Genomic DNA, 16816 nt, shown 5'->3' with positions numbered 1-16816 from the left:
AAAGCCTTGCCAGCGACAATCAGCATGATAATTTGCCCGTGACCGCGCTCTGAGAGTCTCATCCAGATTGTCGCGCAGGTCTCTCCCAGATCGCCGCGCTATAACTGTGTCGCCATCGATCACCGAGGCGCGGCCTTCCATGTGGCCAGGCAATGGTTCTGTCCAGTTTGTTATCGTGCTCTGTTGGCCGGCGGTGCTCTGGATCGCGAATTGGGTGACTGCGGCGGCAAGCGTGCCGGCGCCGAGGAAGATCAGTCCCAAGAGGGGTCGCGGCAGCCGCCGTGACGGCATTCTTCTGCCGGCGCGCCTTCGCCAGCGGTCAGCCTGATTGGCGCCTTGATAACGGTGGCCTTTGCCCACGCCCGCTCTCCCGGAAGAGGAATGCCGCCATTCCGGGCAAGAGTCGAGAAGCTGCACTAGCCGGTCGGCAACTGGTCAACGCGGGGGCACCGGCTCAGCCTTTCAACCGTCTCAACTATGGCCTTCGCAAGCGGGCATCAAGGTCCGCGTGAAGCACCTCCGGGGCGAGGAAGACCATCGGCACGCCTCGCTGCAGGATTTTTGGGATGAAGACTAGAACGCCGTTTGTGTCTCCAAGACGCGACAACGCAAAGTTCACCGGCCCGGCCAAGCGCCGACTATTTGACAAGCGCGCAAATGGCGTATGCTGTCAGCGTCCAAGCTGTTGGGGACGTAGCGGCTACATGCGCTTGTGCTACCCACCCTGGAGCTGGGGAAGTAACCGGCAAGCTCCTAGAAATTAGCGCATTTGAATTTGACGCGCTGGCACCGCCACCTATGACGACTTTTGGCTTGGGACACCAAGCCTGTGCGGATTTGTCTGGGCTTGTATCACTCGCGCTTGCATACTGGGTGATTTCCCAACCGCCGACGCCGTCCTTCCCCGCCGGACCCTCAGCCCCCATTGCACCTCTAGGTCCCTGCTTGCCGGGAAGACCTTGTGGACCGACAGGCCCTTGGGGCCCTGGGGGGCCTGCCGTTGTGCAACCTGCAAGGAGGGCGACGCATGCTAGAGCAGTAATTCTCATGACCACCTCCCCGGTTTCCCGGTGAGTTGACGACAAAAAACATTCGCCAAATCAACCGAATGTACCACCACGCGATTGTCGTGGATAGGAACGCGATCGGCGGCTAACGGAACGTCGCATATGCGCCGTGACGACGGGAGGCCAGCAATCGTAGCGTAGAGTGTTGACGCGCCTTCCTTGCCGTTGAAGCTCTCGATGAAGCCGTATCCGGCATGATGTTCTTGGTGCCATCGTTTGTTCGGTCGTCAGTTCGTTAAGCTTGGCGCATCCGGGCATCCGGGCCACGGGGCACCGGGAGCACGCAAGTGCGGGAGCGCGGAACAGCCGCTCTGCGCCCCGAAGCTCGCCGCCGGAACCGGCATCTGCCACACCGACGAGTTCACGCTGTCGGGAAGTGGTAAAGACGCTACTTCGATTCAATAACCCCGTTCGAGGTCGATCTTGTTGGACAGCGGCTCTCCTCTTGCAACTTGACCGCAGAGATCGGCGACCTGGTCGATTCCAGAATCCACCCAGAAGCTCGCGACATGAGGTGTGATGGTCACCCTGGGATGAGTCCACAACGGCGATGAAGTCTCCAGTGGTTCACGCTCAAACACGTCAAGACAAGCACCAGAAAGCTGACCTTCGTCGAGCGCGCGGATCAGGTCGGCTTCGTTGACATGCGCACCCCTGCCGACATTCACAAGGTAGGCACCTGACTTCATTTGTCCAAAGGTAGAGGAATTCAGTATCCCACGAGTGTCACCAGTCAGGGGAAGTGAACAGATAACGTAGTCCCGATTTGTGAGTGCGTCCGCAAGCTGGGCACGGCCAAAGTAACTATGTATACCAGGAAGGGCCTTTTGATGACGAGACCAGACTGCCGTGTCGTAGCCCAAGTCCGCAAACAGCTTTGCGGCCCAGCCACCGATCCGGCCCGCACCCAGCACAACAATTCTTGTCTCGGAGATCTTCCGCGGCGCGATCGGATTCCAAAACTTGCGGGCTTGGAGACCCATGTAATCCGCAACATGCCGTTGCTGGCAGAGAACGCGAAGGACGATGTATTGCACCACTTCCGAAGCCTGCTCACGCGTTGCGAGCCTGATGAGCGGAACACTCTTGGGAAAGCTCTGAAGATCAATACCCTCGACACCGGCCCCCAAATAGACGACGGCGCTTAGCCCCGTCATGGCGTCAAAAAAACCAGGACTGGCGCCCTTGTCGATCAGCACAATATCTATGTCACTTTTGTTCCCGGCGTCTGGCCAAAGCCTGAACTCCAGCTGCGGCACACGGGTTTTCAGCTCAGCAGCCCATACTTGTGGATCAATGTAGTCAGGATACTCATTGACCATCAGAACGGTAATGGGCTCGCCGAACACTTCGCCCCTCCCAGATTCAGGTAATCAGGCATCCACCGGATGACCGTTCTGTTGAGACTGATTTTTGCGCAAGCTGGCACCAGTTGCAAGACGACCGGCAAAATGGCGTTGGTGATCCGCCAAAGCGTGATGTCTGCCCGTTGCTGGCCGAGAAGACGTCCGACCTGACGGGTCAGCAGATGGCCGATCCAACCCTGCGGGATGCGCGGCAGCGGATACCCGCTCCGGTTGCCCCCTCCTGTATTTGTTGACTCTTAAAATTATGTAGAGCTAATATGAATGTGCTACTGTCTAGGGCAAGTCCCCCTAGCTTCATCTGCTAGACTTGCTCGCTTCAGATTTAGTTGAAATTCTGCAACTAGCAGAACCAAACCCCATAAGCTCATGAGGATAGATGGGAGATGCAAGTCCTCTCCTTTACTGTGTTGAGCGCAGGATTGTTAAGAGTGCTGCTGATCCCTGACCAGCCTGTTCACGGCAGTTCTTATACGAACGATCTTTGCCCTTGTGAAATTCGTGAAAAGCTTCCTCTCGAGGACCCAACCGCCGAAGTCGATGTCGCGATCGTCCTTGCGGTCGATATGTCGGGCTCCATCAACCAGATAGAGGCCACGCTACAACGCGAGAGCTATGCGGCTGCTTTGGAGTCACCGACCGTGTTGAAGGTGATCAAAGAGGGTATGCACGGCAAGATCGCTGTCACTTTTGTCGAATGGTCGAGCCGCGGCTCCTTAAAAACGCGGGTGGATTGGACCGTTCTTTCTGAGGCGAATGATGCGTCGGTTGTCGCGGAAGCAATTCGGAAAAGGTCGGAAGGCCTACACCGAGATCCGCACGGTGCAAAAACATCGATCTCATACGCCATTGATGTGTCTGTTGATGCCTTTGACAAACTTCCTGTCCCGACGTTGCGCAGGGTCATCGATATCTCAGGCGACGGAACAAACAATGACGGATCTTCACTTGAAGAAAGCCGCCTGAGAGCGCTTCAGAAGGCCATCGTCATCAACGGTCTCCCGATAGGCGCGGAAATGGAAAATGGCGAGACCACCGCGGAATATTACGAGCGGCACGTTATCGGGGGGCCCGGCTCGTTTATCATTCCAGCCGACAGCTCGGCTGAATTTCAATGGGCCATAATCAACAAGCTAATTCGAGAAGTAAGTTCCATCTCCGGAGAGAAACGCTCTTAGAACGATCGCACCGATACGCGCGGGAAGGCTCCCTATAAATCTGTCGAAGAAATCTTCGGTGACGAGGCCGGAGTTGGAATGATGGACAGAGTGTTAGAAGGACCTAGGCGGCACGTATAGGCAGATCATGGCGGGCAAGACACGTGCGAACGTCAAGACCGACAAACTGCGTGGGCGCGCTATCGTCCGCGGTGGTGCCGGCACAGCTGCCCTGACGATAGGTCTCTTCGGTGGCATTCTCACCTATGCGGTCGAACTCGGTATCATCGAGCAGAACCCGGTGCATGGCGTTCGCAAGCCGACGGACCAGGTCAACGCCCGCCGTCTCAGCGAACAGGAGTATCGCATACTCGGCGATATTCTGCGGAAGGCGGTCGAGGACCGGCAATACGAGACCACTGCAGAAATCATCCGGGTGATCGCGCTGACTGGGTGCCGGCGCAGCGAGATCATTGGTTTGCAGTGTGCGAAGTCGATCCTGAAGGAAGTTGCCTGCGTCTGACCGACAGCAAGGAGGGCGCGTCGGTGCGTCCAATCGGTCTGCCTGTGCTGGAGTATCTCGAGAGCCGCCGCAACGAGGAACAAGATGCCGAGGACTATGTCTTTCCCGGCTGGGAGGATGACACGCCATTCGGAGCCTTCCCCAGACAGTGGACGAAGCTGTTCAAAGCTACCGATCTAGCCGGCATTACGCCGCATGTCCTGCGGCACAGCTTCGCCAGCATCGGCAACGACCTTGGGTTCACCGAAGCAACCATTGCAGCCTTGGTTGGGCATTCACGCGGGACGATAACGAGCCGCTACATCCATACCGTGGACACCGCGCTCATCATGGCGGCCGACAGCATCGCTGGCTACATTCAGGGCCTGCTGGACGGCGTCGCATTCACCCACACCGTCTATGCGCTCGATCGGGACTCGAGGAAATCGGCCCTTGCTCACTTCCTGGGACAGAGCAACCCCGCGATGTCCAATGTGACGCCACTTTCAACTGCCGTGACCGACGGCAGCAGCGCGCTGCAAGGTTGACCAGCGTTAACCCAACCAACGCCACAGCGGCAGATCAGCTTGACGGGGGCCCTCACAAGTCGATGTCCCCTTCTGGCGCCAGCTTTGTCGCCTAGCTGGAGGGCCAACTAGGGAATGAGAGGCTGTTGATCCGAGGCGTTCCACGACTAGATCGATCCTCTCTGATGTCCTCGTATTCTCGACTTACTATCAGGTTCATTCGCGGCATGATCGATGACGCCATTGCGGGCGCTGATCATCCCTCCCACTTGCACCTTTTCCGCCGTAGGTGAGCAACGGCGATCCCCGCCTCGGCGTTGGGTCAGGCGCGGTTCTTAACACGCGCCGTACCGCTCTTGCGGTTCTTGGTGTCGGATGAGCGTCGCTAGGTTCACGCCACGACGACTTCCCCTTCGAGGGAAGTTCCGCGGCGGCACACCTTTCGGGCTCGGAATACCGGACAGTCGCAGGACAAGGCCTTCCTCGTCGACGTGTCGTCGACCGAGGAGCCAAAGCTATTGTCGAGGCTATGGAAGATCAAGGCCAATGCCGAGCGACGTCAAATGGAGTCGAGTAGCCTGGTACGCGACCGTCATTGCCAACTGGACGAAGCTCCGGGAAGGCGCAGTTCGCTCATTTCCGAGTTGCAGCCGGAACGGCTCTCTCGTCCGTCTAGCAAGCTGACGAACTGAACTGCGCGTTGTCGCCAACGAACGCACTTCGCTGCCTTCTGGACGGGTAAGTCAGTGCGATCTCGTCAACATGCCAGGACCCGCTCCCCGACCGCTCCGACCAGGCCTCAAGACCGTCTTTGGCAACAGTTGGGCGACATTGGATCCGCGCCGCAATAATAATCGGACACATACTTGCGCACTGTTGTACAACGGTGCTGTAGCAATCGTATTGCTGTCATCGACGGAGGGGTGCTGGAAGATGGTGGTGAAAGTTCTTGCCCTTGTGGCGGCGTCGTTATTTTCGACGGCAGTTGAGGCTGGCGAGCACCGGCTTGGCAACTGGAATGTGCAGACACTGGTGCATTCGGCCGATACGGCGACGGTGTTTCCAGATGATCACCACCGGACGGCCGCCGACTTCGCGGACCTGCGCAAATGGCGTGATCTCATTGCGGCGGATGTGATGTTCCTGCAGGAGGTGACCAGCCCCGCCGCCATCAATGAAGTCTTCCCGGTAGCCAATGGATGGACGCATTGTATCAGCGGGCAATACGCCGTGCTCGAGCACATGAACCAGTCGGGGCCGGTCTGTACGCGAGTGGGCGAAACGCCGCACATGCCGGTCGCCGCCGAACGGCAGCAGTTCACGGCGATTGCGCTGAAGGAGAGTGCGGGTCTAGTCCTCGACATGGTCGCCGATTTGCCAGAATTGAATGTCAAATCCGACGACAACGGAACTATCCGTGACGTGCGGTGGGGCCTCGATGTCATCCTGCGGGACGGTGCCAGCCGCTTGCGCGTGCTGGTCGTGCATTTGAAGTCGGGCTGTTTCGATGACCGGGTCGACCGGAAATTCTTCACCAGGGATCCTGCGCTGGACCCGCCCGCCAAGTTCGCCTGTGACACGCTAGGGCGGCAGATGTTTCCCCTGCACAAGTGGATCAGGGCGCGCGAGGATGCCGGCGAGGCTTGGATGATTGTCGGCGACTTCAACCGTCGCCTTGATTTAGGTGGAGGCAGGACGCAGGACGAAGTGTGGACCGCTCTGACGGCATTCGCGCCGAATAGAGACGGTCTCGATCAGGACAATCGGCCCGATACGTTGATGATGCGTCAGCCGTACAAGGAAGCATCGCTGTGCTGGCTGGAGAAGCGCAACGCCATGCCGGCCAGCCTGGCCGAGCAGGACGAGTACTTCTTCGCGCCGATCGAGTTTTTCCTATATGGGGCAAAGGTCGGCGCCTTGGTGACGCCGGCAAGCGGCGGACAAGTGCCGTGGCCGAATGCGCAGCCGAAAGATAACGTCCGGCTGTCCGATCATTGCCCAGACGTGTTGAATCTCAAGCTGGAATAACAGGATCCACATGCAGATTCTGTCGTGCCAGAGCCCACTTGTGATGTCGCGACGCCAGCCAAGCGGCGCGTCCAGCTTGCGACGTCGCGTCCCCTCGGGCTTGACTAGATAGATGAATGCGTACCGAGGGGATGGATACGCTGGCGCCGGTCAGACATTCTAACTCAGGAGACCGCGCTTCTCCTGCTGCACGATCCACGAACCGACCCGGAGCGCATTGGCTACCACTGTCAACATCGGATTCAATCCAAAGCCTGTGGGCATGAAGCTAGAGTCCACGACGAAAACGTTGCGCGCCTCATGCAGGCGACAATGCGAGTCGAGGACGGACCGCTCGGATTTCACGTCGTCGTCAGGCCCCATTCGGCAGGTCCCCATCTGGTGGTCACCGATGAGATCGACGATCGCGGGCGAGGCCCCGAACGTCTCAATGATCTTCTTGTTGCCGTTGCTCCTGAACTTCGCGACGGATTTCTCGAACATCGGGAGGGCCAATTCGTACATCCTCCACTCATTGGGGCCAAGATCCCGCGTGACTCGGGCGGTGGGGATGCCGTACTCGTCGACGTGCTTGGGATCGAGGTCAACGCGGTTGCGAGGCATGGGTAAATCGTCGGCCGTTAGCCTCAGCTCCATGGACCGCGCGTATGTCTCGATTTCCTTGAGCGGCTGGAGCGCCGCGCCTCGTTGCGAGTCGAAGTAGGCGGCGGCGTTTTCGAGCGGGTTCTTCTTGGCCGTGCTCGTTAGAGTCCCGGCCTTGATCCAGTTCTTGGTAACGGGCTCTTGGAGGAAATAGGGCTCATAGCTGGTCACGTTGCCGGTTGCTCCGAATTCACCGTGGACCATGCCCTGAAACGCTTTGTCGAGGGTGATCTTTACGCCAAGCCCGAAGAGGTGGAAGGTGGCGTTCCTCCCCAGTTGATCGCCCCGGTTGCCCAACCCTTCGGGTGGACCCGACAAGCGCAGCAGGCGCGCGGTCTGGATCGCCCCGCACGACACGATCACGTTGTCAGCCAACTGCTCTTTGAGCACTGGGTTGTCGGGGTCGCTGATGTCGAGATAGCGCACTCCCGTTCCCCGGCCAGCCGCCTTGTCGAACATGACCTCAATGGCCTTGGCGTTGCAGTGAATCTGCACCTTGCCCTCAGACCGAAGCGCGTCCAGTTCCCTGAGCGTTGTGACGCGGGTGCCGAACTTCGGCGCCTCCTCCTTGCCCCAGCAGATGTACTCGCCACAGAAGCCGCACATGTTGCATGCGTTTCGCTTGGCTTCGCTCCAGATCTGGTCCGCCTTCTGCTGCCAGAATTCAGGCCGGTCGTTGGAGGTCCATGTCGCCAGTGCCGCGGCAATCTTCTCGCGGGTCTGGTAGGGGGCGCTGCCGGGTTGAACGATGGCGCAGGGCAGGGGCACAGGCCACATGCCAGCGTGATGCATGCCCAGCTTGGCGAAGTGTCCGACCGGCGTGATCGGGTAGGCTCCGCAGGGCAGTGGCGTCGTGTCGAACCAATGTTGCTTGTCGCCGAAATATGCCGGGTGATTAAAACCCTTGTACCAAGCGCTCTGCTCAACCGCGTTGTTCATCTCGCCCCGGTCGCCGCTGACGCCCATCAGCGCCTCTGCGACCCTGTAATACGGCAGCATGTCGCCGTACCCGATGGGCCAGTCCGGCACCGCGTAGCCCTCTTGCGCGAGCTGCGCCAGTTGCTTCGTTTCCGAGAAGTGCGTGTTCAGCAGGAAGTCCAGGGGCATTGGGCGGTAGGACCAAGTGCCCCAGATCGTGGACCCTCCACCAAGAACCGAGCCCGTCCAGCCGTTGACGAACGGCTTGGCAGTATCCTTCTCGAAACGGCGAAAGGTTGTGTAGTCGCCGCGCAACCTTCGCTTCGGGTCGGGCTTGCGAAGGCGAAAGTACTCCTCTCTATGGGCCGACGAGTTGAACCCAGGCTCATCCTGCGGATGACCTGGCATAGCCTCAAACTCCTTCGTGATGTCACGTCCCTGTTCTAGCAGTGTGACACTGTAGCCCGCCTTGGCGAGGAGCCACGCGATGGTTCCGCCGCCGCCGCCGGACCCCACCACCACGAAGTTCGGTTTCTCGGTCATTGCTGTCTCCGTTAGAGCAGAGCGGTTACCTTGGCGTCGAACTGAGCGACAGCTTCCTGAACCTGTTCGGGATTGTAGACGTTGTGCCGATGACGGTGCTCTCCTGCCTCGATCAGCACCGCGCGCTGCCACAATTCTCCTTGCTCATCGACAGGCAAGAACGGACTTTCCAAGTCGAGCAGACAGATCGCAACGTCCTTGGCGAAGCGCTTGATGAAGTCAGACGATTTAACAACTTCCGTGGGTGGCCAGGCCGCTAGTTCATCGGCGAGCAGATTCTTCGCGAACTGGAGCCAGCTCGCGTCGTCGGGAAACACGCGCTGGGTCTGCGCCTTCATTAGCAGTGGCCAGCACGCCGCGTAGAATTCCGATCTCGCGCGCGGCAGCTTGAGCTTAGTCTTCGGATCTACCGTCGCGATCACGAAGTTCTCGGAATCGACAGGCGCGAAGGCAGCCGCTTCATCGAGCTTGTGCTGCGCCCGCCAGTCTGCAGGATGGTGGAGGCTCGGTTCAAACCAGAGGGGAGCAGTCGCGATCTTGTTCCATCGGACACGCAGGGCCTCGTTTGAATCAGACTCTATAAGGAGATCGAGGCGCTCAACAGCGCGAAGCGACTCGATCGACAGCGTCGGCCCGGACCCGCGCCAAGGAAGATCCGGCGCATTGGGCGGAACGTATTTCTGACCATCTTTGACCCAGCTTTCCAGCGGGAACAGCTGCCGCGCGAGTTTGGTAAGAGTGTCACGAACTTCTGCGTCGGAAATCATTCCCATAGAATGTTCACCTTGGCACGATATGCCTATCCGAGGTTGATTGGAATATATGCTCTTGCAAACTCGGGATATCGATGGGGTCATCCCCGGCGCGAATATTGACCATACTAATGCAAGATTGTGGTCAACAAATCAATGCGTTACCCTCTACTCGTGCGGGGTCAGGCTTCGGTGCTGACTCACAGTCATACGATGCACGATCCCGCTCCTTCGATCTGATTGCGACCCCAGAGAACCGGAAAGTATATTAGCTGTCTACCCGAAAGATTTGTCATCCACAGTGCAATCAACGCTCTGGGGCTGTTGACTGGATAAGACTGACGCGTTTAATCGCATTCGCGGCGCCTTTTCGCACCGCACGTTGCGTGCTCGGATCTAACGAAGTGGCCGCCTCCCTCAAACGATGCGCCTGAATTCTCGCGCGGGAATCCGTCCCACCTGATCCTCGAACTCCACAGGCGCTGTCTTTTGACGCTCTGTTCTCGCGCTCAGTATGTCAGAGAAAAGCGTGCAAAACGTCAGAGTGCCGATAGTCTCGCCCCATTACGTTAGTGCGGGCCGGCATGTCTAGCGATAGTCTTCCCTCAAGTTACTATGGAAGGCATAGCTCATGAGTTCAATGATTTAAGATGTCAGGATAGCTGGCGTTTCATCAGTTCCAGGCTAACATAGAGGAAGTTTCCGGTTCCACGGGCCAGGTCGAGGACGCGCGTCGTGCAGAGCTTATGGTGATAAGTCTTCACTGCAGCCAACGCTGCCGGATGATTTCCGGCATCCCGCAGTTCCTTCACCTGTCCTTGCACAGCCTCCCAATCGGCACGTAGGGGCTCAATCAATTCACTTACCGCGCGCTTTTGCCTTGGGTTCTGGCGAGCTTTCGGACGGGTTTGCAGCCAATTTTGCAGATCGCCGATCTGTTACCCACAGGGACTTTTTCCTCGCCACCAAATCGTCACGATCGCCCTCAGCGGTCGCTCGGCTATGCATGGCAGCTATGGCGTAGTCGGCTCTGTTGGTTCGATAGTCTTCTTTTTGGACAGTCATTGTTTGCTCCCAGTTTCATAGCCCCTCTTTTTGCCCTGGCGGGGAGATTAACTGCCGGTGCATTACGCGAGTCAATCGATGAACGACCACTCCGCAGTGGCCAAGGCGGGAAGCAAGCCGACAATTTTAACGTTGGAGCGGCTTACAGAGTGCAACACAGCCGCCCTTTCGTCGGGCTGCGTTGATCGCGTCCATGTTGCCCTTCAGCTCGCCGATCTTGGCTTCACCTGCCTTGATGTCTGTGTCGTCCATCATGCTGCCAACCGGCAAGCCAAGCCAAAACACGCCATCCACGTCATGGCGGGCCGTCCTGTGTTGTACGGCCATTATCGGGCCAGGTCGGAACTCGTTCGGAAAAGTTCGGCTTCCAAATGGCTGCAGGACGTGCCCGCGTATACGCTGGACGAAACCAGCATGGCTTGATGTCGGCTGGGCGAGTAGCGCAGCCCGACAAAACGCTGATGGCTACAAACGCACATAACTTGATTTTCATGCTTCCCCAAAATGCGCGCGGCGAGCATGCGTTGAGGGCGGGACGAAGTCTATGTGCCTTGACGGGATGCCGAATATATTCCTATTTTGCGGGATGCCGCACCGTCGCCGCCATGAACAGATTTCCGAGTATCATCTTGCCAAGATCGAACGGCAGGCTTGGCTACTGACGAAGGAACTGCGGGTCGCGCAGTTGTCCCTAAGGCCGTTCTGTCCGCACTACGACGCCATCGACAATTTGCATCGGGCCCTAAAGCGGGCGCTCAACTTGCTGCATGACCGCCCGGCGGATTACGAAGAACCGCATTTCGCGCCCATGTCGCGAGGGTGAAGAACTAGCCTGTCAGTTTAGTGAAGTCGTGGCGCCGCGCGCGAACATGTGCCAGCAAATTCGTTTCGTTTACGACCCCTGATTGAAAGAGATTCAGCGTGGTCGAGGCCAGAATCTGACCGTCTATCGGGGTGCTGTACCATTTGGCGTCGGCAGTTACCTGGTCGACAACTCGCTGGCAGATCGCCCGATCTTTAGGTCTAAGAAACTGACTGTTCAGTGCTCGTAGCATCTCGAAGCCTTGAAACGGGGAGTCACCTGTCTCCCGCGCGATACCCATGCGTGGTCTCCGAGCATGGACCCTAAACGCATTCAGACAGAAAATTGCCATTCGTTTGAGTGGTACCGATGTCGCGTGGATAAGCGGCGGTCCGCGAGCTAATCCACCATGTCGCGCAGCGGCTTCTTGCGCTTTGGCGTCCTGTACTTCTCGACCAGCCTGACCTTGTCGATCTCGATCGTCACCAGCGGTCCCAGATCGACGGTCACCCTGCCGCCTTCCTCGTCTATGCGCGTGATCTGTCCGGTAAGCTCGATCTGCTGCCCCTTCTTCGCCTTGGTATGATCGATGATCGAATGCGGAAAGCTATAGCTCGGAATCGAGACGTTTACGCAGCGCTGAGTGACCCGTTTGCGAAGGCGGCCGGGATCGGCACCTCGTCACGAATGGAAATTCCGCGCGCCGTTCCATGAGTCTGGTGCGCTCGGCGCCTTACTCAAGATATTGCTAATTATGAATGAGCCCGCTTCCTCCAATCGATGGATGAAGCCGTTCGTGGGCCGGTGCTACTTTGATGCATCGCGCGACTTACCCGACAAGAGCTGGCTCCAGAGGCAAAATATGAGCAAGACGACTCTCATTGCTATCGGCAATCCTCGCGATCAGTGTCGGCTGTGCCGAAGCCAAGGACCGTAAGGTCGAAACCGCGCCCCTCGGCACGTACGCCAATTCGAAGAACCTGCCGGTTTGTACCGCGGCAAGCTCACTCTTCGAAGTCCTCGGTGATAAATGTTTTCTCGTCAGAGGTTCTGATGATCTATGGCGACATCGCTGAACTCTCCCGGACAATTACTTTGAGTTGGTAGCCTAAGCAACAACCTCCCAGCGCGGCCTCCAGTCTCCGGTATGAAGTTGCGTCGCAGGGGCTGCCTTCGCCCGGATATCGACCCGGTCTTCGCGCGTCGCCAATACCGGCGCAATCCCCAGTCACCACGGGCCTCTCCAAAATTCTTATGCCGTCCGCACCTGCGGTCGAGCGTGTCGCGCCAACACAGCAGCGCCTCTGCATCGTTTGGGCAACCCAACGCATAGCTTCCGGTCCGGAAACTCGCTTACGCGTCTCATCGTCCATTCGGCAGTGGAAAATTAGGCCGATTTGGCAGTGCTCAGAATCGCGTAGCTGTCCTGCGATCCGCTCGGAGAAGATGGCGAGTGGTTGCGGGCAACTGCGCCTCAAGCTGGCTGGCGACCGCCGTCTGCAGCCCGCTGCTGCGGAGCAGCGCTGACGCTGCGTTCGTCCGGACCCGTCGCAAGACCGCTTGATTGTATCCGGCCTGGAGACAGACAAACGCCGGCGCAACCTCACCCTGAAACCAAAAGACAATATCGATGACCTCCAACAGCTATGCTCCCAAGGGTTCAAGCGCCTGCAAACATTCACCATGCCAATTTCGCCATCGCCGCTAGAACTTAGAGCGCCAAGAGCCCGCCGACCAACCCCGCTTTAGCCGCAGCTAAGGGAACGATGTAGGCCCTCGCGGGTTTAGAGGTGGCAGCGGGATTCTTCGTGGATGTGCAGCCGCTGTGGGGGGTCCGTCGCCTCTCCCTCACCGGCGGCGGGCTCCTTTCGCGAAGGCGGTGTTGGTCAGAGAACCTTTACCGCAGTTCAAGTTAGCTACTTGTCATTGGGGGAGTAATGTCCCCTCCTCTTTTGCAGCAGCCAGGAATGCCTTGCGGGCCTCCTCGGGTTCCATCTCATCGAAAATCACGGCCATGCAAACGCGCACCGCGAGATCCCAGCAAGGGCCACGCTTGGTCCACTTCATCAGCTCCTCGCCGGCTGTCTCGGCGTTGTTGACATTGTGGATGATCCCGGGACGCTCGGTCTTGACGGGGACCGGAGGGTTGAACCAGTGGCGAGCCAGGGTTTCCTCTCTATAAACCGGCTCAGCGATTAGGACGGCTAACCATTTGTTAGGGATGGTCTGAGTCCGTGACGGGTGTTTCCAAACGTTCATCGACGTTTATCCGAGCGGTCGGTACGAAGCCGGTATGCATCATCTTCCGGTGGGTGTCGCCCTAGTCATTTCGCTTGTTGTCGGTCTAGCCATTGCGGCGATCGCCTCAAAGGACCATTCGGAAATCTGCGGCATCCGATGCTTATTCGTCCTCGGCGAGAGCGTTAATGTGAGGGCTGTCACGCCAAGGCGGGAATATCGAGAATGAATGGCAGCACACGGTCGCCATTGCCAGGTCACGACAAGCGAAGTTGGCTGACAGCTATTCGCGACCGTCGAAAGGCACGTAGAGGCCCATGGCAGTTGCTGCCTCGAGGATCGCCTTGGTTAGTTCTTCGTCGGAGGCCACCAAACAAGGCGCAGCCTCCCGAGCTTCGCGTAGTGCCGCTTTGATCGAGACCGTGTCGCGACGGTCCGCCCTGTTGAGGAGTACAGTGATTGCTTGCTCTAGAAGCGGACCGACCCTTTGCGCGACGCTCATCCGGCCCTCCCCAGGGACACGCCGAAGGGGAATCTACTCACTTCCTGACCGACATCAACGCCATGTACGAATCGTACGAATTGGCACGGTGCTAGGCCGCAACAGTCAGCAATTTTTAGCTCGAGTTTCTGATCGGTGATCGGATAATTGGCTCGCGCGCAGACCCCCTCCGACCATAGAGCGCGCTTCGATCCGCCTTTCGTCCACAACCTTGGGTCGAATCGTCCCCGACGTATACCGGAGGGAAGAACCTGCCATCAGGCTATTCGCGAAGGTCGAACGCGACGAACATGCCAAAGGTTGGGGCAAGATCGACAATAAGCTCCACCAGCTCGCAGTCACTTTCCGCCAGATGTAGCCCGTCTCGGCGCACCGCTGCGATAGTCTCTTTGACGGAGATGATGATTTGGCCGCGCCGGGCTCGTAAAATCAGCTCTTCAACAAGCTCATTGGCAGTCACTTTGATAGGTCGGCAGTTCGTCCAAACGTTCATACAAGGCCTCCCACCTCAGCGAGAACCCAAGGGAACATTCATGATCCTCTGTCGAGAAAAATCAAGAAGAATGTTTGATAACTTCTGAGTGGGAATCAGGGGGACAAGCCACGAAGCGAGCCTCTATACTCTTTGACCTGACGCTCAGCCAGCCGGCTAGGGACCTTCTTCCGTCGGGCCCTGTTTGGCCCGATCAATAGCCGCAAGTAATGACTGTAGGGTTGGCGGCAGTTCTGGTTCGACCTCCAGATTTAAGAACGTTTGTACGTGATGACGATAGCCTTCGGAACGGATCAGTTTCCGAAACGCTCCGGAGACAGACTGATGGTCTGCTTTGTTGCTCGTTGTCATGTTCGGGAAGTCCGTCCCAATGAGCCGCAACTCGCCCGCAACGAATGGGTTCCATCAGGAGGTCGGAATATTTTGGCTGAAATTTCTGAGCGGGAGATCGGCTAACTGGCTCGCGCGAAGACCCCCGTGCCCCCTTCGATCCGCCGAGCATTAATCCCCGCTGTTTGAACAGAAGATCGTGTCGATCTAGCGTCGGTGTTGCACATAGCGACCGTTGAAATGCTTCTGTCCAATGTTTGCTCACGCTGTGATGCCAACAGGGCAGGCTCTTGCGGCAGGGTGCCGCAAGGTCGCGACGATGAAACGCCGGCCCAGTTCAACCCGCGCGACGTCCTTCAAAGCTGGGGGGATCGATCTTCACCAAGCGGTCTGCGGCCTCGACCGCAGTTCGTATCCTGCTGCACAGCGCGAGATTTTCGGCCAGCATTTCTTCAGTGCGTTGAAGCGCGAGCTCGGTCCGGTGGATGCGCTGCCTGGCATTGGCAACTTCCGATGTCAAAAGATCGGCCGCCATCCCGTGGCCGTGGGGTTCCATAGTGTCCATGGGTTTCTAATACATGGGGGCGATATCGTTCCATGATGTCGGGCGAAACGGCGGGCCGCAGAAAAGCGCGATGGGCCGAATGACCAATGCGCTCCCTGTCAAAACAGCGGACGCTGAGGAAGATCACAAGGGAAGCACTAAGGCGCAACTCAACCTCAAAGCGAACGGTCCGTTTTTTTTGGAACTTTGTGGGCTGGTCGACAAATTGCACGAGGTTCCCTGATATGACAGGCACTCTGACCCCGTCGTTCCCAGTCAGGCGAATGTCGCTGTCGTCTCGAGGGACCAAAACCATCACCTTTCGGACCGATCACGTGACGATTCGCGACGGCATGAAAAAGATGACGGCGGCACCCGCTACCGAGTGCCGTGTCGGTGCTGCAGGCCCCAGGCCGAAGCAAGGGGAAGGCCGGTTTTCTGCTTGTGGGGGAACAGCGCCCTTTATTCCCCTGCCCAATACCGAGCAGGTGCGCGACAAACGCAGGCGTAATGAATGCGAGCAGTTCCACACGAGCAGACCGACCCCACCAGCGCCGCATACTCGCGACGACTCGGACCGTCTCGAAATGCACGAGCACTGTTTAAACCATCAGGACGGTGGAGAGGGCGAGAGCAGTAGCTATTCTGAAATCTCCAACGATGGTCGGCAAACCGATAATGGAAGCGAGCAGTCAGTCGGCGCCAGAATGGTTGTCGGCCACCTAAGTCGAAGAAATTCTGGAGGAGGAACAAGGCGTCCAAAGGACGGGGGTCAATCACCGCCCAGCATACGGCTACGAGGTGTGGTTCAGGGGATTTAGCCGTAGTGCCAGTGCGGCTTTGGCTCGGTGCCGGTGAACATGACGCCGATGCGGTCTTCGCGACGCCAACGAACCACCGCCTTGTAGGCGATGCCGTCGGTCGGCACATAGAGCAGGAATTCGTCGGGGACGCGAGCGTCGATCGAGGCCTTCAGTTCGGCGCCGCCGGCATGCATGTTGCGCACCGTGCACGTGACCTCGGAATGGGTCATGCCGGTCAGGATTGTTGCGCCCTTGAAGACGCGCTGCCTGCGTTGGCGCCTCTGTTCGTCTTCAGCCATTTCGCCTAATTCCCGGCGTCTGTCGCTTCGTGTAGCTTTTGGTCTGCCAGATAATTGAGCGTGGCTGATGAACATAGCGTTATCGTCAGAGGCGGCGTGACATGCGGGATCGGTCGTGGAAGTACGTTTCAGGAGCATGCCGGCCTCCTACCAAAGGGCTTGCCAAAGCGGCCGGCGACCCCAATGGGTCAAGCCGGGGATCAAAGCCCGCGTGAAGCACCTTGCGGCAAGGAAGGGCTT

The 16816-nt window shown here is 58.1% G+C and carries 15 protein-coding genes and 1 pseudogene; 6 read left to right on the top strand and 10 right to left on the bottom strand.

What is annotated here, in order from left to right:
• Both NKH78_RS23360 and NKH78_RS23355 read right to left on the bottom strand, forming a co-directional pair.
• Positions 1-261: hypothetical protein (locus tag NKH78_RS23360; RefSeq protein WP_352884258.1), on the bottom strand; the 261-nt coding region annotated here is incomplete at its 3' end.
• A 1204-nt stretch (positions 262-1465) separates the two neighbouring features.
• Positions 1466-2416, bottom strand: coding sequence for a 2-hydroxyacid dehydrogenase (locus tag NKH78_RS23355; RefSeq protein WP_352508207.1), 951 nt, complete (start codon positions 2414-2416; stop codon positions 1466-1468).
• A gap of 401 nt (positions 2417-2817) precedes the next feature.
• On the opposite strand from NKH78_RS23355, the gene NKH78_RS23350 reads away from it, so the two are divergent.
• The 3 genes and pseudogenes from NKH78_RS23350 to NKH78_RS23340 all read left to right on the top strand — a co-directional run bounded on the left by NKH78_RS23350 (position 2818) and on the right by NKH78_RS23340 (position 6645).
• Positions 2818-3609 carry a DUF1194 domain-containing protein gene (locus NKH78_RS23350; RefSeq protein WP_352508205.1) on the top strand — a complete coding sequence of 264 codons (792 nt, stop codon included), beginning with the start codon at positions 2818-2820 and terminating at the stop codon, positions 3607-3609.
• 100 nt (positions 3610-3709) lie between these two features.
• Positions 3710-4638 (top strand): annotated as a pseudogene (locus NKH78_RS23345) (tyrosine-type recombinase/integrase); the annotation flags it as partial.
• 810 nt (positions 4639-5448) lie between these two features.
• The gene (locus tag NKH78_RS23340) at positions 5449-6645 is read left to right on the top strand and encodes a hypothetical protein (RefSeq protein WP_352508203.1); all 1197 of its coding nucleotides are present in this window, start codon (positions 5449-5451) and stop codon (positions 6643-6645) included.
• Positions 6646-6804: 159 nt separating this feature from the next.
• Here the strand turns inward: NKH78_RS23340 and NKH78_RS23335 are convergent, their stop codons facing one another.
• Both NKH78_RS23335 and NKH78_RS23330 read right to left on the bottom strand, forming a co-directional pair.
• The gene (locus NKH78_RS23335; RefSeq protein ID WP_352517328.1) at positions 6805-8748 is read right to left on the bottom strand and encodes a GMC oxidoreductase; all 1944 of its coding nucleotides are present in this window, start codon (positions 8746-8748) and stop codon (positions 6805-6807) included.
• A gap of 11 nt (positions 8749-8759) precedes the next feature.
• Positions 8760-9521 (bottom strand): hypothetical protein, encoded by a 762-nt coding sequence (locus tag NKH78_RS23330; protein ID WP_352508197.1) that lies wholly within the window; start codon positions 9519-9521, stop codon positions 8760-8762.
• A 1122-nt stretch (positions 9522-10643) separates the two neighbouring features.
• On the opposite strand from NKH78_RS23330, the gene NKH78_RS23325 reads away from it, so the two are divergent.
• Positions 10644-10988, top strand: a complete 345-nt coding sequence (locus NKH78_RS23325) for a hypothetical protein (protein ID WP_352508195.1) — start codon at positions 10644-10646, stop codon at positions 10986-10988.
• A gap of 136 nt (positions 10989-11124) precedes the next feature.
• A complete protein-coding gene (locus NKH78_RS23320) occupies positions 11125-11388 on the top strand; it encodes a hypothetical protein (protein ID WP_352508194.1) in 264 nt (87 codons plus the stop codon).
• Positions 11389-11392: 4 nt separating this feature from the next.
• On the opposite strand, the gene NKH78_RS23315 is transcribed toward NKH78_RS23320, so the two are convergent.
• The 5 genes from NKH78_RS23315 to NKH78_RS23295 form a co-directional block, all read right to left on the bottom strand.
• Positions 11393-11668 carry a hypothetical protein gene (locus NKH78_RS23315; RefSeq protein ID WP_352508193.1) on the bottom strand — a complete coding sequence of 92 codons (276 nt, stop codon included), beginning with the start codon at positions 11666-11668 and terminating at the stop codon, positions 11393-11395.
• A 1622-nt stretch (positions 11669-13290) separates the two neighbouring features.
• Complete coding sequence (locus tag NKH78_RS23310) at positions 13291-13626, bottom strand: DUF982 domain-containing protein (RefSeq protein WP_352508190.1); 336 nt, start codon at positions 13624-13626, stop codon at positions 13291-13293.
• A 262-nt stretch (positions 13627-13888) separates the two neighbouring features.
• Entirely contained in the window at positions 13889-14107 is a 219-nt protein-coding gene (locus NKH78_RS23305; protein ID WP_352508188.1) for a hypothetical protein, read from the bottom strand.
• Between the two features lie 262 nt (positions 14108-14369).
• The gene (locus tag NKH78_RS23300; protein WP_352508186.1) at positions 14370-14600 is read right to left on the bottom strand and encodes a hypothetical protein; all 231 of its coding nucleotides are present in this window, start codon (positions 14598-14600) and stop codon (positions 14370-14372) included.
• 667 nt (positions 14601-15267) lie between these two features.
• Positions 15268-15465 carry a hypothetical protein gene (locus NKH78_RS23295; protein WP_023722969.1) on the bottom strand — a complete coding sequence of 66 codons (198 nt, stop codon included), beginning with the start codon at positions 15463-15465 and terminating at the stop codon, positions 15268-15270.
• Between the two features lie 109 nt (positions 15466-15574).
• Here NKH78_RS23295 and NKH78_RS23290 point away from each other — a divergent pair, with 109 nt between their 5' ends.
• Positions 15575-15718 carry a hypothetical protein gene (locus NKH78_RS23290; protein ID WP_352518178.1) on the top strand — a complete coding sequence of 48 codons (144 nt, stop codon included), beginning with the start codon at positions 15575-15577 and terminating at the stop codon, positions 15716-15718.
• Between the two features lie 573 nt (positions 15719-16291).
• Here NKH78_RS23290 and NKH78_RS23285 read toward each other — a convergent pair.
• Positions 16292-16576 carry a PilZ domain-containing protein gene (locus tag NKH78_RS23285; RefSeq protein ID WP_023680838.1) on the bottom strand — a complete coding sequence of 95 codons (285 nt, stop codon included), beginning with the start codon at positions 16574-16576 and terminating at the stop codon, positions 16292-16294.
• Positions 16577-16816 lie beyond the last annotated feature (240 nt).

This window comes from Mesorhizobium sp. M0910, from assembly GCF_040319465.1.
In the GTDB taxonomy this organism is placed as follows: Bacteria; Pseudomonadota; Alphaproteobacteria; order Rhizobiales; family Rhizobiaceae; genus Mesorhizobium.
This window is presented reverse-complemented; position numbering and strand designations above follow the sequence as displayed.

What these genes read in the sequence shown, in the direction of transcription:
- NKH78_RS23320 (WP_352508194.1), top strand. Translation starts at nt 11,125, where the DNA reads ATGCCGAATATATTCCTATTTTGCGGGATGCCGCACCGTCGCCGCCAT.
- NKH78_RS23305 (WP_352508188.1), bottom strand. Translation starts at nt 14,107, where the DNA reads ATGAGCGTCGCGCAAAGGGTCGGTCCGCTTCTAGAGCAAGCAATCACT.
- NKH78_RS23285 (WP_023680838.1), bottom strand. Translation starts at nt 16,576, where the DNA reads ATGGCTGAAGACGAACAGAGGCGCCAACGCAGGCAGCGCGTCTTCAAG.
- NKH78_RS23325 (WP_352508195.1), top strand. Translation starts at nt 10,644, where the DNA reads ATGAACGACCACTCCGCAGTGGCCAAGGCGGGAAGCAAGCCGACAATT.
- NKH78_RS23350 (WP_352508205.1), top strand. Translation starts at nt 2,818, where the DNA reads ATGCAAGTCCTCTCCTTTACTGTGTTGAGCGCAGGATTGTTAAGAGTG.
- NKH78_RS23315 (WP_352508193.1), bottom strand. Translation starts at nt 11,668, where the DNA reads ATGGGTATCGCGCGGGAGACAGGTGACTCCCCGTTTCAAGGCTTCGAG.
- NKH78_RS23300 (WP_352508186.1), bottom strand. Translation starts at nt 14,600, where the DNA reads ATGAACGTTTGGACGAACTGCCGACCTATCAAAGTGACTGCCAATGAG.
- NKH78_RS23335 (WP_352517328.1), bottom strand. Translation starts at nt 8,748, where the DNA reads ATGACCGAGAAACCGAACTTCGTGGTGGTGGGGTCCGGCGGCGGCGGC.
- NKH78_RS23310 (WP_352508190.1), bottom strand. Translation starts at nt 13,626, where the DNA reads ATGAACGTTTGGAAACACCCGTCACGGACTCAGACCATCCCTAACAAA.
- NKH78_RS23290 (WP_352518178.1), top strand. Translation starts at nt 15,575, where the DNA reads ATGACCAATGCGCTCCCTGTCAAAACAGCGGACGCTGAGGAAGATCAC.
- NKH78_RS23330 (WP_352508197.1), bottom strand. Translation starts at nt 9,521, where the DNA reads ATGGGAATGATTTCCGACGCAGAAGTTCGTGACACTCTTACCAAACTC.
- NKH78_RS23295 (WP_023722969.1), bottom strand. Translation starts at nt 15,465, where the DNA reads ATGGCGGCCGATCTTTTGACATCGGAAGTTGCCAATGCCAGGCAGCGC.